Origin of the sequence: Paenibacillus sabinae T27 (genome assembly GCF_000612505.1) — a bacterium.
GTDB lineage: Bacteria > Bacillota > Bacilli > Paenibacillales > Paenibacillaceae > Paenibacillus_AQ > Paenibacillus_AQ sabinae.
Map to the genome: position 1 here is coordinate 3,586,118 of NZ_CP004078.1, position 16,549 is coordinate 3,602,666.

Below are 16,549 nucleotides of genomic sequence, written 5' to 3' on the forward strand. Positions count from 1 at the left end.
ATTGCCTGCTGTCCGGTCTCGCCGACCCGGTGCGGGGCGGGTTACAGCGATGGCCGCTTCGCCCCGGCTCCCGCCACCCCCATAACTAGCTCGCTGTAAAGCCCTCCCTGCTTCAGCAGCTCCTCGTGGGTGCCCTGCTGGACCAGCTTCCCGTCCCGCAGGACGAGAATACGGTCCGCCATGCGGATCGTATTCAGCCGGTGGGCGATGACGAAGCTGGTGCGCCCCTTCATCAGCGAATGCAGGCCTTCCTGGATTTTCAGCTCGGTGACCGTGTCGATGCTGCTCGTCGCTTCATCCAGCACCAGCATGGCCGGATCGGCGAGAATCGCTCTCGCAATGGCCAGAAGCTGCTTCTGCCCCTGGCTGATCCCGCCGCCGTCCGCCGACAGCATCCGGTCGTATCCTCCCGGCATCCGCATGATGAAGGAGTGGGCATTAGCCATTCTGGCCGCTTTTTCCACCTCTTCGTCGGAGGCGTCCAGCCGTCCGTAGCGGATATTATCGCGGATGCTTCCCTTGAACAGGAACGTATCCTGCAGAACAAACGCCATTTGGCTTCGCAGGCTTTCCCTGCGGATGGACGCCAGATCCTTCCCGTCAATCGTAATGGTTCCTTTGGACGGATTATAGAAGCGGGAGAGCAGACCGATCAGCGTCGTCTTGCCTGCCCCTGTCGGGCCGACCAAAGCGATCATCTCGCCGGGTCTGGCCTCAAAGCTGATGCCGTTAAGGGTATCCGCTTCACCGTTATAGGAGAAGGAAACGTCCCGAAACTTCACCTCGCCCCGGATTTGCCCGAGCGGCGACGCGGCATTCTCATCCTTCGCTTCGGTATCCTCGTCCAACACTTCAAAGACCCGCTCGGCTCCGGCGATGGCGGAGAGCACGCTATTCCATTGATTGGCCAGATCATTCAGCGGCCGGGTAAATTGACGTGTATATTCCACAAAGACAAGAATGACCCCAACGGTAATCGAGCCCCGGATCGCCAGAATCCCGCCGAATCCCGCGACAATGGCAAAGCTGAGATCGTTCAGCCCGTTCATGAGTTTCGGGATGAAGCCGGAGATCGACTGCGCCCAGAAACCGGAAAGCATGATCCGATTGTTCCGTTCCCGGAACCCCGAGATCACCCGTCGCTCCTGCCCGAACGCCTTGATCACACGCTGGCCCGACAACGTCTCTTCAATGTATCCGTTCAGTTCCCCCATGTTCCGCTGCCGCTGCTTGAACAAAGGACCGGTTCGCCGCGTAATCCAGCGCATGCCAAGAGCCATAAGCGGCACCACGATAAATGTGAGCAGGGTCAGCAAGGGACTGAGCCACAGCATGACGATTACCGTTCCGCCCAAGGTAAGCACGCCGGTGAAAATTTCGATGGCCGAGCTGTTCAGAGTGGAGCTTACATTTTCAATATCGTTGGTCAGGCGGCTCATGATTTCGCCCTGCTGCCGCCGGTTGAAGAAGGAGATTGGCAGCCGGTGCAGATGGGAGAACAATTCGCTCCTCATCCGGAACACCGTTTCCTGGGAAATTTCGATCATCCAGATGTTCTGCAGCCAGCTCGTTAAGGAATAAAGCGCATAAACGGCGCCGAGCCCCATCAAATAAAGCCCCCAGTGACTTCCGCCGCCTTCCAGGTAAATATCAACCGCTCTGCCGATCATAAACGGGCCAAGAAGCGAGAAGCCTGAGCTGAATACAACCATGACCAGTACGAGAATCAGCTTGACCCGGCGCTCGGCCAGAAAGCTCCACAACCGCTGCAATGTGCTGGACCAGTCTTTGGCGCCCGCCGCTTTGGGCTTCTGCCCGGACGACAAACCCCGGCCTTCGCCAAGCTCGATGACGGGGCGCGGATGGCGGAACGGCTCAAGTAAGGTTTTGAACATCGGCCTCCTCCTTTCCGCTTTGCGACTCGCAGATACTCCGGTACAGGCCGGAACTCGCAAGCAGCTCTTCATGGCTGCCCTTGGCGATCAGCCTTCCTTCGTCCAGCAGAAGTATCAGGTCGGCATTCCGGGTCGACCCGATTTTTTGCGTAATGATAAATGTCGTGCAGGACATGCCTTTCAAGGCATCCAGCAGCGCTCCTTCGGTGACCGCGTCAAGCGCGCTCGTGCTGTCGTCAAGGATCAGGATGGAGGGCTTCCGGACGAGAGCCCGAGCGATGCTGAGCCTTTGCTTCTGGCCGCCCGAAAGATTGACTCCCCGCTGTCCGAGCATCGTGTCGTAGCCGTCCGAAAGATGAAGCACTGTCTCCTGAATTTGCGCCGCCCGGGCAGCCGCTTCAATCTCTTCAAGGCTGGCATATTCATTGCCCCAGAGGATATTCTCCCGCACCGTTCCGGAGAAGAGCAGCACCTCCTGCGGCACGTAGCCGATAGCGCCGCGAAGCGCGGCCAGATCCATCTCCCGCACATCCCTCCCGTCAACCATGATCATACCCGCAGCCGGTTCGTACAGCCGGGGGATCAGGCTGACCAGGGACGACTTGCCGGAACCGGTCGCTCCCATAATGGCGATCCGCTCCCCCGACCGGGCAATGAACGAAATCCCGGACAGGATTTCGATGTCGCTGCCCGGGTAGCGGAAGCCCACCTCCTCGAATCGCACCTCGCCCCGGATGCGTTCGGTCTCCTCGCTCTCCCGCCGGTTCTCCGTCTCTTCCGTACCGGATTCCGCAAGCACCTCCGAGACACGCTGCGCGGAGGCACGCGCCCTGGAATACGCCGCGACAATCCCGGACAGCGCGGACAAGCCGCCGATCGTCCGCAAAGAGTAATTGATTACCGCAACGGTCTGGCCCTGCGAAGCCTCGCCGGCGGCGATTTCGATCCGGCCGAGCCACAGCAGCAGCAGAATGCCGCCATTCATCATAAGAAGAATAAAGGGCATCGTCGTCTCCGTCAGCCGCAGCGCGGATACCGTACTTCTCATCAGCTCCTTGCTGTAGCCGGTAAATCGGCCGATCTCATGACCCATGCGCACAAAGACCCGGATCAGCCGGATTCCCGTCAAGTTCTCCTGCACAATGCCGTTTACCCTGTCCAGCTTGCTCTGGACCATGTGGAACATCCTCGACGATTCTTTCATCAGCACGATAAGGACGGCGAGCATCACCGGCACGATCAGCGCAAGGATGAGCCCCAGCCTCCACTGGACGACAAGCCCCATAATTACGCTGCCCACGACCAATAGCGGGATGCGTGACATAAACCGGAGACCCGTAAAGATCATATCCTGCAGCTGCGTCACATCGCCGGTCAAACGTGTAATCAGCGTGGACGCGGCAAACCGGTTAAACGCCTCATACGAAAAAGACTGCACCTTCCCGTACAGCCTGTCCCTCAGATCGGAGCCAAACCCCTGGCTTGCGTGCGAAGCGAAAAACGAGCTGAGAATGCCCGCAGTGAAGGCCAGGGCCGCGCTCCCGACCAGAATGCCGCCCCACAGCCAGACGACGGCAAGATTCCGCTCCCGGATGCCGTGGTCAATAATTTTGGAAATCAACAGCGGCTGCGACAATTGCACCGCCAGTTCAATCAGCATCATAAGCAGCGCGAGAGCGGCGGCGGTCCGGTATTTTTTTATAATAGAAAAAATAAGCGGCATACTGCTCTCCTCTATTCGTACAGGGCGTCACGCAAACGGCTGGACATCGCCTGTCCCCCCGCCGCCTTCAGCGCGGCCCTCCGCAGCGCCCGGTTGCTCCGCTCCAGCTCCGCGAGCTCCAGGATCAGTTCGTCCAGCAGCGCTTCGGCTTCAGCCGGCAGCTTGCCGTCCTCTTTCAGCTTCGCGAGCCGCTCCTTCATTTCATCCGATTTCTCCGTCATCCTGTCCCGCTCCTCTCTTAATGATAGCTATTTTAACAGATGGGATCGATAATTAACCAGTGTTCTCTTTTACTCTGGTCTCTCCCGCAGGGGTATGATACTCTAATAGGGTCGCATTTTCAGGAAGGGACAGATGGACAGTGGCGCAATTGTTTTTTAAATACGGTTCAATGAACAGCGGCAAATCGATCGAAATACTCAAGGTTGCCCATAATTATGAAGAACAAGGCAAATCCGTGCTTATATTCACCTCCGCCATCGACAACCGGGACGAGGTCGGCTATGTCTCCTCGCGGATCGGCCTCCGAAGACAGGCTATAGCCATTGACGAAACTACGGATATTTTCGGGATCGTGAATGGCAGCCAGCCTAAACCCTACTGCGTGCTCGTTGATGAATGCCAGTTTCTGAACCAAGACAGCATACTTCAGCTCGTCCGCATCGTCGATGAACTGGACATTCCGGTAATGGCGTTCGGCCTCAAGAACGATTTCCAGAACAACCTGTTCGAAGGCAGCAAATATATGCTGATCTACGCCGACAAGATCGAGGAAATGAAGACGATCTGCTGGTTCTGCGAGCGCAAGGCGACCATGACGCTGCGGGTAGAGGACGGAAAGCCCGTGTACAGCGGCAAGCAAATCCAGATCGGCGGGAACGAAGCTTATTATCCGGTATGCCGCAAATGCCACAAAAATCCGCCGCTGTAGCTCATACGGACGCTCCGCTCGATCTTATAACCATATCTAAATACGCGAACAGGGCCTTGGCAGGGATGATCCCCGTGCCGGCCCTGTTTCGCTATTCCAGCGCATATTATATAAATCCGGTTACGAGCTTGCCAATCGCCCGTTCCGCATCCACTTCAAGACAGATGTTTACATCGTTTCCCCTTAACGGATGAGGTCTCCGGTCGGTCACAACCATGCCGGATGTCAGACTTCCGCTGCATTCAATTTCGGCTTTCAGGGTCTGTATCTTGACCAGGCTTGGATCTACCGCAACCAGCAGCGCCAGCGGATCATGCAGCGGACATGCGTCAATGAAATCATTGACCCGGGTGTAGAAATTAAAATAGTAGGCCAGTGAAGCCCGCAAAAACTCCACAACCTCCCGGCAATCCTGACGCGCGTTCCGGTCCATCCAGTCGAGGTGCTGCATCGTCAGCTTCGCCTGTAATGTTACATCCAGCCCGACCATCGTCAGCGGAAGCCCCGACTTAAACACAAGCGCTGCCGCCTCGGGGTCCACATGAAAATTCGCTTCGGCTACCGGCGTGACGTTGCCGTGGGAAAATACGGTCCCTCCCATCATGACCACGTGCTTAAATTTACCGCGGATCGAGGGATCTTTCTCAAGCGCCAGCGCCAGATTGGTCAAACTTCCAAGCGTAACCAGAATCAATTCTCCCGGCTGCTCGTTGGCTTTCCGAATCATAAAATCAGCCGCAGATTCCTCAAGAGGAAGCTGGTTCGAAGGCGGAAGCTCCGCATTCCCGATGCCATTGTCACCGTGGACATGCACGACCGATCCTCCCCACTTTCGTTCAAGCGGTCCTGAAGCGCCCGGGGCAACCGGAACATCGTAACCCGGATTCGCGAGCTTAATGATCCGCAGCGTATTGTCGGTTGCCTGAGCAACGTCCGTATTGCCAAATCCGGTGCAGATGCCCTCAATATGAATATGCTGTGATTTCAACGCATAGAGAATGGCAAACGCGTCGTCGATTCCTGTATCGACATCGAGAATAAGTTGATGTTTGTTTGGCATCGTGTGCCTCCCCCATGAATAGATGAATAGAATGAAAAGTTCACAAACTGGAATTTATCCTTTTTCAGCGCCGGCTGTCAAGCCTTGGGTCAGGAGCCGCTGAAGCAGAATGAACAGGAAAGTAATCGGAACCGCGATCAGGACGCATCCTGCGGCAAACGTAGTGAAATCCGTAGACTGCCGCGTACTGATCATATCGAACAAACCGACGGCCAGCGTCTTCGTCTCCGGTGTCCGCAGCACGAGCTTGGCAAAGATAAAGTCGGTGAACGAGCCGGCAAAAATACTCAGCGCCGTATACACAATAAGCGGTGTAGACAAGGGCATCACGATGCGGAAGAAAATGCCGAGATGACCCGCTCCGTCCATGCGCGCCGCCTCCACCAGACTTTTGGGAATGGTGTCGAAGTAGCTTTTGGCAAACAGGAAGAACAAGGGCGCTCCCGCCGCGTAGACCAGAATAACCGCAATATGCGTATTGAGCAGGTTCATCAGATTCAGCAAAATAAATACGGCAATCATGCTCATAAATCCGGGGAACAGGCCCAGCACCATCAATGTGCTCATCATCGTTTTCCGGCCGTTAAAGCGGAAGACCGAGAACGCATATCCGGGGAGCAGCGTCAAAATCGTGCCGACCACGGTGGTAGTCACGGCAATCTTCAATGTGTTGACATACCAGCGGGCAAAATCGTATTTATCGAACAAATTGGCATAATGGCCGAACGTCAAGGCCGTAGGAAGCAAGGTTTCGCTGTACAGCGAATTGCCTGTCCTAAGCGAAGACATAATCACCCAAAGGGCCGGGTATACGGAGAAGACGCCGACGACAGCAAGCAGCACATAACTGACCGACAGCCAGATCGATCCTCTTATTTTACGGCTCATGACGATGTGTCCTCCTTAAATGCCTTCGTCCGGCGAACATTCCAAATCGCAAATGCGGACAAAAGAATGAAAATGATAATCCCGATAACGGAGGCGAAATTGTACTGGCCGTTTTCCATGGAAAGCTTGAACAGCCAAGTGATCAGAATGTCGGTGTCTCCGGCATACTGGAAATCGCCGTTGATCGGGTTCCCGTTCGTCAGCAGGTAGATTACATTGAAATTGTTCATATTCCCGACGAAGGACATAATGACCAGCGGGGCCATCGAATACATCACGCACGGGAACGTAATCATCCGGGTCTTCTGAAAAGCACTCGCGCCGTCGATATCGGCCGCTTCATACATATCCTGCGGGATCGTCGACATGATTCCAATAATCATGAGCATCGATACCGGGAAAGATACCCAGAAATTCGCAATGATGAGCGTGACCTTCGCCCATGTCGGATCGGAGAGCCACGGAATTTTGCCGATGCCAAACAGCTCAAGATACTGGTTCACCGGGCCGAACTGGCCGTTAAACATATTTTGCAGAATCAGCATTGAAACAAACATTGGAATCGCATAAGGCAAAATAAACAGCGTGCGCCAAAACGACTTGAAGCGAATGCGTTTTTGCTGGACGAGCAGCGCTACCGCGAACCCGCCGAAATAACCGGTAAGCGTTGCAAGAAGCGCCCAGACAATCGTCCATAACGTGACACTGTAGAAGGTGCGGCTCCATTCTTTGATCCGGAAGAGTTCCCTGAAGGCCTCAAAGCCGGTCCAATCCAGCAGGTTCTTTGGCGGCGTATGCGTGGCCGTATAGTTTGTAAAGGCGATCAGGATCATGAAGACAATCGGCATGATGGTGAAGAAAAAGACACCCGCCAGCGGAACCGCCAGGATCAAATACGGGAATCGGTAGGACAGCACAAAACTGACCGTTTCTTTGAAGGTATTGGGTACCTCGCCTTGTTCCCTCATTTTTCCTGTACGATAAGAATCTTTAATATTCATCACATAGATCCAGATAAAAATCAGCGCTACAAAAACGGTGACCAATCCCTCGATCATCAGGAAGACGGAGTGGTCCCCCATGACCTGCTTGTAGAGCCTGCCCACCTTTTTAAGTTGGGTCTCGGTTTCGCCAAGTGTAACCAGCCCCCATACCGCATGAGGCAGCCGAAAAATAAAGGTATACAAGGCCAGCGCGTGCACCGCCAGCAAAATAACGCCTTTCATGTACTGGCGATTGTACAATTGCCCCAATCCCATGGCCAGCGCCGACAATACCGCCGCAGTCCTGCTGTACGTTCTGGTTAGCTTGGAACGTTCTTGCTCCATGATGAACTCCTGCATCCCCCTTTGACCTCCTTTTAATGAAATGCGATCACCCGTCGACAACCCAGGTGACCGCCCGTTACTCGCACAACTTCAGCTCTATTCGTTATTTCTGATTGGCTATGTCCGTTTTCAGCTTCTCGGCAGCCTTGTCCAAAGCGGCTTTAGGATCTCCGCCTTTCCAGACGTCGGCTATAGCGGCATCCAGAGCCGGCCATACATATTTCGTCTCATAAAGACCCGGGAATCTGTGGCTGCTTGCAATTTGCTTCAGGAAGCCCTGGGTCAACTCATCATTGCGGATTCCCTGCTCGGTTCCGGAGATATTGGCGGCCGGAAGCGCGCCGGTCAGCTCATTGTTCTTGATTTGCATTTCTTTGGTCGTGATGAAATGGGCGAGAAGCTTGGCTGCATTCGGATATTTGGAGTACGAGCTTACATAGTATCCCGTGCTTCCCGCAAGCGGCATCGCATTTTCACCGCCCGGCAGCTTCGGCATCGGCAGTACGCCTACAGGGAACGGCTGCTTGTTATGCTCACCGATCGCCCAGCTTCCGTCCATATTGATGGCAAGCTTGCCTTGTGCCCACAGACCTTCCTTCAGATTATTAGTGACATCGGCCAGTTCAAGCGGGATAATCTCGTGAAGAGATTGAATGAACTGCATCCCTTTTACAGAACCTTCATTATTGATTCCGATGTCATTGACATCCGTTTCATTGTTGCCGAAGATGTACCCGCCATAACCCGTCATGAAGGCGACGTCAAAGGCAGAGGTTTTGGGCTCGTACAGGAAGCCGAATTTATTGTTCTTCACATCATTGAATTTCTTGGAGAAGGCGATAATATCATCCCATGTCTCCAGCTTCGCGTCCTTCACAAGATCTTTGTTGTAGTAGAGGCTGAACGTATAGACGTTCCAGGGATAACCGTACAGAATGCCGTCATGAGTAGCTGCCGCGATTGTGTCCGGCTTGTTAATGCTTTTCGTGTCTTCTTCAAAATAGTCATTCGGCAGCACGAGCCCGGATTGAACGGCATTTGCCACATCAGGTGTTTGCAGACCGAACACGTCCGCGCCTACGCCGGCCGGCCCATCCGTCGACAACCGCTTGATGCTGTCCCAGTAACCGACATCCTCTACCGTGACTTTAATGTTGTACTTTTGTTCGAATTCTTTCAGCGCATAATCAGTAAAAGGCTTCAGGTCGGTGATAAACGTCCAAAGTCTCAATTCCGCCCCTTCCTCGGGCTTCAGCTCTTCCGTAGCGGCAGTCTCATCTGTACCGGTCTGCGAACCCGCTGCATTGCTTGACTGATTGCCGGAATTCGTCGCTGCGTTACCGCCGCATGCAGACAATGTGAACAGCATTATTGCAGACAGCATTACCAGACTTAGCTTCTTTTTCATGAAATATCTACCCCTTTTGCATGTATTCAGTGTGTACAAACCTTCGATCCAATTGAAGCGAGCAAAATGATTCGGGACGTCACTTTTCTAATCAGCTTTAGCCTGTTACCGCCATGCAACTCCCCCTTACTATAATTTCATGCGGAAGAATCCTTGTTTCCTTCACATAATCCTCTTTCTGCTTGATTTGCTTCAGCAGCATTTCCGCCGTCTGTACGCTCAGCTCCTGGATTGGCTGCCTAACAGTCGTAATGCCGGGACAGTAAGCTTTGGCCAAAAGGATATCGTCGAACCCCATGATGGAAATATCCCCGGGTACGCTCAGCCCGTTCATTTCAGCTGCCTTAATTGCGCCGATTGCGACCATGTCGCTCACACAGCACACGGCTGTTGGCCTGTCCGGTCTTTGAAATAACGCCATACCGTTCGCATAGCCGTGATCGATGTCGTAGTCATTGGTAAAAATCAGCGACTCTTCAGAGCCAATGCCGTATTCGGCCAGCGCTTGTTTATAACCGGATAACCGCTCCACCGCCTGACGGTAGATATGCGGCCCGCCAAAAAACGCGATTCTGCGATGTCCAATCTCAAGCAAATACCGGGTCGCATCATACATGGCCTGATAATTATCGATGTTGACGGACGAGAACTGCTGACTCGGGTCAATATGCCCCGCAAACACGGCCGGAATGTCCACCTGCTCAAAAAACTCAATCTGATGCGGCTTGGGAGGAGAGGTCATCAGCACGACGCCATCCACGTACTTGTCTTTCAAGAGCCTTAAATAATCCTTCTCGATCCCATCGTCACTTCTTGTATTGCAGAGGAGCGTGGTGTAGTTGTGCTTAAAGAATTCCTCTTCGATAATGTTGACAAATTTTGAAATAAAGACATTATCAATGCTTGAAATGATGACTCCGATGAGCCGGCTTTCTTTCATAACCAGACTGCGTGCAACCGAGTTGGGATTGAAGTTCAGCTCTTCAACCACTTTCAGAACTTTCTCACGTATCGCTTTGCTGACGGGCTTGCTTTGATTGAGAACCCGTGAAACGGTTGCCGGTGATACATTCGCTCTCATGGCCACATCTTTAATCGTAATGCTCATGCCTACACTCCCACCCCTCGCGTCAAAAAAAACAACCAGACCCGGGGTATGCGGTAACTCACCTCAGTTGGAAAACACGGGAAATCGATTTCCCGAATTCCTGTCAAAGTGTTATGGATTGTAAATATGACTGCATCCCCTTGATAGATCAACTGTTACTCAGACAGGAAATCGTTTTCCGATATGACATCTGTCACTTAATATAACATTTACTGTTACGATATTGCGAATTGATTAAGAGAAATGTACATGATTTATACTATGAGAGCAACTAACTTTACATTAGATTGTATATTTCGACAGATTACATTCTATTTCTTTATGCATAATGCATAATTGACACGAATATTGTCGTGTAATGTTCGTGTTATATTTGTAGAAACAGGAAAAAAGCCGCTTTTCAGCGGCTGCCAACAGAGGATTTAATTGGAATAGGGATGAAAGACGGAGTAATGGAGAATTAATGCAGGATAACCGTTACTTTAGGTAACGTTCTTTAATGATATTCAAATGATGCAGCTCATGTCCGATCAGCAGGCTGGCCTGTGCTCTGGCCGAAATGGGATGGCCGTTCGTGTTGCCTTTGCGGGTCCACGCCTTCTCCGGAATGGCCGCGAACAAAGCCAGCGTTGATTGGCGCGTCGCTTTGAACTGTCGAATCAGTTCTTCCAGTGAATAGGAGTCAAAATCGGCCGCATTTACGAAATCATTCTCATCATAGCCGGCAAGCGGCGTTTCATCTCCCCGGGACAAACGCAGCACCCGGTAGGCCATAATGCGGTCACTGTCCGTCAAGTGACCGAGCAGTTGCTTAAGGCTCCATTTGTCCGGTGCGTACCGGTATGCCGCCTGCTCCTCGGTCAATCCTTCGAATAACGCGAAGACGGTCTCGGATAGTTCCAGCAAAACATCGGAAAATTCTCCTTGTTCCGGCACCAGTTTCAAATACTTCTCATTGGACTCTGCATACTCTTCCTTGGTCGGGCGTTGGCTCATCTTGAATCTCCTCTCGAAGTGAACATGACTCCAGTATACTCTGATTTTTTCCACTTTTGCTGATTTTCTACCAGGCATGATGATGATTTCTACTGCTCTCTTCATATCATGTGGATGTCTTGCCAGTTTACTATTTATGTTCCAAAAAAGAAGCAAATATTATGTCATATTATCCATGATTTGTAAAGAAAAATTGAGGGGGAGAATGAAGGGAGACAAGCAGGTACGAAAATGGTACCATTTGGAAAGGATGTATTTTCAAGAAACTATTTAACTTATGGAGGAATCTAATGAACTTTCATTTTACTCCTTCTCCACGCCCCTCCTCACTTGAAATGTTAACTAATGAACAGCTGTTAAACATCTATGAATTGGCGGTACAGGCGAAGGCATCTCCCGAATTTATTGAGATTATTGAAGAAGTCTTGTCCAAGAGAAGCTTGGAGCATTCCGAGCATTTATAAACAGTACTTTCTTTTTTCAATTCAACGGGGCAGCACTTAGCAGTCTGCTTTCTTCATCTTCATATTATGGAAGTTTTCTTGTTCAGGCAGACCTTGCGGTCTGCCTGTTCATTTTGTTTGGATAATTCCCCCATTAGTATAACTGAAAACACTCCTTTACTTGGCTTTCACAACCAAATAAAGGAGTGTTCCTTATTTCTTAGCCCGGTTTAACGGCTGAACGTTACTTATCCTGATCCTTACCCTTTCACGACACCTTATGCTCAATCCGCAGCTTGTCTGCCACCATCGCGATAAACTCGCTATTGGTGGGTTTGGACTTACTGATGTTGATCGTGTAGCCAAACAGGTGGCTGATGGAGTCGATGTTCCCGCGGGTCCAGGCAACCTCAATCGCGTGTCGGATGGCCCTTTCTACGCGTGAAGGCGTTGTCTTGAATTTTTCGGCAATGGCCGGGTAGAGTGTCTTCGTAATCGCTCCCAAAATTTCGATGTTGTTGTACACCATCGTGATCGCCTCGCGCAAGTACTGATATCCTTTAATATGCGCAGGAACGCCGATTTCATGTATGATCGAAGTGATATTGGCATCCAAATTTTTGCCTTTGGACAACGGAACAACGTTGGATTTGACTGACGAGAAGATTGGAGAGCCGGCTGAGGAAGAAGAGGTCATGACGCTGCCGCTCTGGGTTCCTACAAGCTGCCTTACCCGGTTGGTGAGCACCTCCATATCGAAAGGCTTCAAGATGTAATAAGACGCTCCGAGCTGCACTGCCCTTTGGGTGATATTCTCCTGTCCGAAGGCAGTCAGCATAATGATTTTAGGTTGAGGATTCAGGTCCATTTCCCTTAGACGTTCGAGGACGCCCAATCCGTCAAGATGCGGCATGATAATATCAAGGATAAGAACATCGGGAATTTTGCGTGCCTGGCTCAGCATTTGCACCACTTCTTCACCATTATACGCAATTCCGGTCACTGTCATATCTTCCTGCTCGGAAATATATTCAGCAAGCAAATTGGTAAATTCCCGGTTATCGTCTGCCAACAACACTTCAATATTCTGCACTGGCTGTTTCCTCCTTAAAAATATCAGCTTTGTAAAACAGCGTTGTCTTCTCTCTCTAAATCTTTTCGACATGTGGAACGAATTTCCTTCTGTCGAAAATTATTTTTCTTTATTTTTTTTTTGGCATGATTTATAATTAATTATTTTATTACAGCTTTCGATTTTCTTCATGAACGTTCGACAAAAAATCTTAAGGCTAAACCGCCTTAAGATTGGATTGAAAACTATAGGGTTGTACAACACCGGAATCTTTAAGCATCCATTCGATAAAGCAGCCGTAACCCGATTTAGGGTCATTGACGAAGACATGCGTCACCGCTCCAACCAGCTTGCCATTCTGTACAATGGGACTGCCGCTCATTCCCTGAACGATTCCCCCGGTCTTATCGATCAATCTTGGATCGGTAATGCGCAGCACCATTCCTTTGGTAGCCGGCTGCTGCTGCCGGGCCACATGAATGATCTCGACATTAAACCGTTCGACCCGCTGACCTTCAAGTACGGTAAGAATCTGGGCTGGCCCTTCCTTCACTTCGCTGCTCATGGCGACCGGAATCGGTTCGTTATATAGACTGTGGTCCGGGTTACGCCCCATTTTGCCGAAAATGCCGAAGTCGGTGTTGCTTTCAACATTGCCAAGCACCTGGCTCTCCTTAAGAAAGTGAGCCCGCTTCTCTCCAGGATCGCCGTCTTGACTCTTGGAAATGGAAGTTACGCTTGATTCCACAATATGTCCGCTGCCAACGACAATCGGGGTGCCGGTATTCATATCGGTTATAACATGGCCGAGCGCTCCATAAACGCCCTGGTTCGGCGCGTAAAAGGTCAATGTTCCTACCCCAGCGGCGGAATCCCTGATGAAGAGCCCCAGCCGCCATACATTGTCGTTCCGGTCGTAAGCGGGTTTAAGCTTCGCTGTCCGTTCCCTTCCTTCACGTATATACCGGATAGTGAGCTCACGGCCGGAGTCCCCTGCTCGCTTCACAAGGTCAGCCACCTTCCTTACCTCGTCCAGCCTGACCCCGTCAATCGATACCATTAGATCCCCCGGCAGCAGTCCGCTGTTCTCCCCAGGCGATAATTTGGTCTGCTGAGACACCTCGACCAGGTGATGCCCCACAACCAATACGCCGGCCGATTTGACCTTGACGCCGATCGTCTGACCTCCCGGATACACCTTAACCTCCCGGGCCGTTTCCGATTCTGCTCCTGCCCGGCTCCCTTCAGCCTGCGATGCATAACCTGAAACCGGTACGCTAAACCCTGACACACTAAGAAAGAAAGCAAATAAAAGACCTGGCAATAACTTCCTGAGGTTAGGCTTCAATGGCTGTCACGCTCCCTTTTGCTTCTTTCGCTTGACGAAAAAAGTGGTCGCCAATTGCGTACCTATAAGATAACCTTGCCCCCAGGCTTTTATTACTGTCAATACTTAACCGGTTAGTGTTCCGGCAGCCTTGCTGGCGTCGGCCAGATTAAGCATTTCCTGCGCGTGATGCAGCGTCTTTTCGGTAATTTCCACGCCGCCCAGCATTCTCGCCAGCTCTTTGACCCGGCCTTCTTCGGACAGCGACTGCACCTCGGTCATCGTTCGTCCGTCCTGCACTTTTTTGCGGATGAGGTACTGATGGTCCGCCATGCAGGCCACCTGCGGCAGGTGGGTAATGGAGAAGATCTGGCACATCGAAGACAACCGGTACAGCTTATCGGCGATGGATTGTGCCGCCCGTCCGCTCACTCCGGTATCCACTTCGTCAAAGATCAGCACGGGAATATCCTCATGCCTTGCAAAGATGCTCTTCATCGCCAGCATAATGCGCGACAGCTCGCCGCCCGATGCGATTTTACTTAATGGACGAAGCGGCTCTCCCGGATTGGGAGAAATCATGAATTCGGCGCTGTCGATCCCTTGCCGGGTAAGGCGGATACGCCGGCCGTCAACCTCCACTCCTTTGGGATCTTCAAGGATGTCAAGCTTGACCTCAAGCGAAGTCCGTTCCATTTGCAGATCCTTCAGCTCACCTTCCACCTGCGAAGCTAAATCTACCGCGCACCGGCGCCGGACTTCACTAAGCTTGGCTGCAGAGGCCATCACCTCTTCAAGAAGAGCGTTGCGCTTAACCGTCAGCTTGTCCAAATATTCATCTTTGTTCTCCAGCATATCGGTTTCCCGTGAAATTTGTTCGTAATACTCCAGAATCTGCTCCACGCTATCGCCGTACTTGCGGCGCAAACTGGATATGAGATCAAGACGGTTCTCCACTTCCTCCAGCCTTGCCGGATTGAACTCGATATCCTCACGGTAATCGCGCAGCTGAAACGACGAATCCTCCAGCTGGTAAAAGGACGACTGCAGCTGCTCCAGTACGGGCCGCAAATTTTTCTCATCAAAACGAACGACGTCTTCAAGCATCGAGATAACATTGCTGATCGCATCAAGTCCCTGCCGTCCATTCAGCAGATCGTAAGCGCCGGAGACGGAATCCATCATTTTCTCGCTATGGGATAGTCTGACCCTTTCTTCGGAAAGTAATTCATCTTCTCCGCTTTTTAATGCAGCAGATGCGATCTCCTCCAGTTGAAACCGGTACAAATCAAGCATTTGATAGGTTCTTTGGCTTGAATCCTGCAGCTCGCGAAGCTCCCTCTCCACTTGGACAAACTTCGAATATTTCTCCTGGTAGTCCGCCTTCATCGGTCCGATCACGGACTCTCCGTACGTATCCAAAAGCCCTAAATGGCGCTCCGGCCGAAGAAGATTCTGATGCTCATGCTGGCCGTGAATATTGACTAGCTGCTCGCCGATTTCACGCAGCATCGTCAAATTCACCATTTGGCCGTTAACGCGGGACGTGCTCTTTCCCTGGGAGTTCAGTTCTCTGCGGATAATCAGATGCTCCTCTTTCTGCGCCCTGATTCCAAGCCTCTCCAGCGTGTCCCACACGGAATGATTATTGGGCAAGCTGAACAGAGCCTCCATCTCCGCCTTCTCGCAGCCGTAGCGAATGGAATCCGCCGATCCCCGGCCGCCGGCAATCATGCCAAGCGCATCGATAATGATGGACTTGCCCGCTCCCGTCTCCCCCGTCAGCACATGAAAGCCCGGATGAAAATATACATCTACCGATTCGACAACCGCCAGATTGCGAATAGACAATGTTTCCAGCACAAATATTGCACCTCCGACGCATGAATCCTTGTGTTTTATGAACTGTCTTTCTCTAAGTAAGCGGTTATTTCACGCTATATAAGCTGAACTTAAGATTTTCCTATCAGATAAGAGTCGCAACTACGAGGAACGTTTGGACTTCCGGCCGCTGTTGTCTCCAGATTTCTCGATTAACCGCTCTTCGCGGTAGAAATCCGGAGACAAAGGCGATCGCTATCGCTCCTACAGTTCCAAACTTCCCCTTCGTTACTCCTTAACTGATTACATATTTCAAGTTCATCTTATATAATTGTTGATTTTTATTGTTGATCTGTATGGGCGAATTCCGCCGTTACCTTAGAGTATGACCGAACATAAGTTCGGAGTCAAGAGGATTTATCCAAATAGTTAAGGGGCAGAAGAAGGAAAGGAAATAAAGCGCTAACATATATGCTGCTTGAAGGGGCTTTAGGAAAGTTTCGGAACAGGTGTAAAACAGGGCGGGGTACGATTCTGTCACTATGCAAT

At 51.5% G+C, this 16,549-nt stretch carries 14 protein-coding genes; 2 read left to right on the forward strand and 12 right to left on the reverse strand.

What is annotated here, in order from left to right:
• Positions 1-41: 41 nt before the first annotated feature.
• Genes PSAB_RS16540 through PSAB_RS16550 form a run of 3 tightly spaced genes read right to left on the reverse strand, consistent with a single transcriptional unit; the run spans position 42 to position 3,839 of the window.
• On the reverse strand, positions 42-1,895 hold the full coding sequence (locus PSAB_RS16540; protein WP_025335704.1) for an ABC transporter ATP-binding protein: 1,854 nt from the start codon (positions 1,893-1,895) through the stop codon (positions 42-44).
• Entirely contained in the window at positions 1,876-3,618 is a 1,743-nt protein-coding gene (locus PSAB_RS16545) for an ABC transporter ATP-binding protein (RefSeq protein ID WP_025335705.1), read from the reverse strand. Before PSAB_RS16545 ends, PSAB_RS16540 begins: the two co-directional genes overlap by 20 nt.
• A gap of 11 nt (positions 3,619-3,629) precedes the next feature.
• A complete protein-coding gene (locus PSAB_RS16550) occupies positions 3,630-3,839 on the reverse strand; it encodes a hypothetical protein (protein WP_025335706.1) in 210 nt (69 codons plus the stop codon).
• A gap of 140 nt (positions 3,840-3,979) precedes the next feature.
• Here PSAB_RS16550 and PSAB_RS16555 point away from each other — a divergent pair, with 140 nt between their 5' ends.
• Positions 3,980-4,549 (forward strand): thymidine kinase, encoded by a 570-nt coding sequence (locus PSAB_RS16555; protein ID WP_025335707.1) that lies wholly within the window; start codon positions 3,980-3,982, stop codon positions 4,547-4,549.
• Positions 4,550-4,655: 106 nt separating this feature from the next.
• Here the strand turns inward: PSAB_RS16555 and PSAB_RS16560 are convergent, their stop codons facing one another.
• From PSAB_RS16560 to PSAB_RS16585, 6 genes are all read right to left on the reverse strand, one after another.
• Positions 4,656-5,609 carry a nucleoside hydrolase gene (locus tag PSAB_RS16560; RefSeq protein ID WP_025335708.1) on the reverse strand — a complete coding sequence of 318 codons (954 nt, stop codon included), beginning with the start codon at positions 5,607-5,609 and terminating at the stop codon, positions 4,656-4,658.
• A gap of 54 nt (positions 5,610-5,663) precedes the next feature.
• Positions 5,664-6,497, reverse strand: a complete 834-nt coding sequence (locus tag PSAB_RS16565; protein WP_025335709.1) for a sugar ABC transporter permease — start codon at positions 6,495-6,497, stop codon at positions 5,664-5,666.
• Positions 6,494-7,840, reverse strand: a complete 1,347-nt coding sequence (locus tag PSAB_RS16570) for a carbohydrate ABC transporter permease (protein ID WP_025335710.1) — start codon at positions 7,838-7,840, stop codon at positions 6,494-6,496. The genes PSAB_RS16565 and PSAB_RS16570 overlap by 4 nt, the downstream gene beginning before the upstream one ends.
• 88 nt (positions 7,841-7,928) lie before the next feature.
• The gene (locus tag PSAB_RS16575; protein WP_025335711.1) at positions 7,929-9,233 is read right to left on the reverse strand and encodes a sugar ABC transporter substrate-binding protein; all 1,305 of its coding nucleotides are present in this window, start codon (positions 9,231-9,233) and stop codon (positions 7,929-7,931) included.
• Between the two features lie 97 nt (positions 9,234-9,330).
• A complete protein-coding gene (locus PSAB_RS16580) occupies positions 9,331-10,341 on the reverse strand; it encodes a LacI family DNA-binding transcriptional regulator (protein ID WP_025335712.1) in 1,011 nt (336 codons plus the stop codon).
• Positions 10,342-10,818: 477 nt separating this feature from the next.
• Complete coding sequence (locus PSAB_RS16585) at positions 10,819-11,337, reverse strand: DinB family protein (protein ID WP_025335713.1); 519 nt, start codon at positions 11,335-11,337, stop codon at positions 10,819-10,821.
• Positions 11,338-11,627: 290 nt separating this feature from the next.
• Between PSAB_RS16585 and PSAB_RS25150 the strand changes: the two genes are divergently transcribed.
• On the forward strand, positions 11,628-11,801 hold the full coding sequence (locus PSAB_RS25150; RefSeq protein ID WP_084266546.1) for a sporulation histidine kinase inhibitor Sda: 174 nt from the start codon (positions 11,628-11,630) through the stop codon (positions 11,799-11,801).
• A gap of 247 nt (positions 11,802-12,048) precedes the next feature.
• On the opposite strand, the gene spo0A is transcribed toward PSAB_RS25150, so the two are convergent.
• The 3 genes from spo0A to recN form a co-directional block, all read right to left on the reverse strand.
• Positions 12,049-12,873 (reverse strand): sporulation transcription factor Spo0A, encoded by an 825-nt coding sequence (gene spo0A, locus PSAB_RS16590; protein WP_025335714.1) that lies wholly within the window; start codon positions 12,871-12,873, stop codon positions 12,049-12,051.
• Positions 12,874-13,069: 196 nt separating this feature from the next.
• On the reverse strand, positions 13,070-14,200 hold the full coding sequence (gene spoIVB, locus PSAB_RS16595; RefSeq protein WP_025335715.1) for a SpoIVB peptidase: 1,131 nt from the start codon (positions 14,198-14,200) through the stop codon (positions 13,070-13,072).
• 105 nt (positions 14,201-14,305) lie between these two features.
• Positions 14,306-16,042 carry a DNA repair protein RecN gene (gene recN, locus PSAB_RS16600; protein WP_025335716.1) on the reverse strand — a complete coding sequence of 579 codons (1,737 nt, stop codon included), beginning with the start codon at positions 16,040-16,042 and terminating at the stop codon, positions 14,306-14,308.
• Between the last annotated feature and the right edge of the window lie 507 nt (positions 16,043-16,549).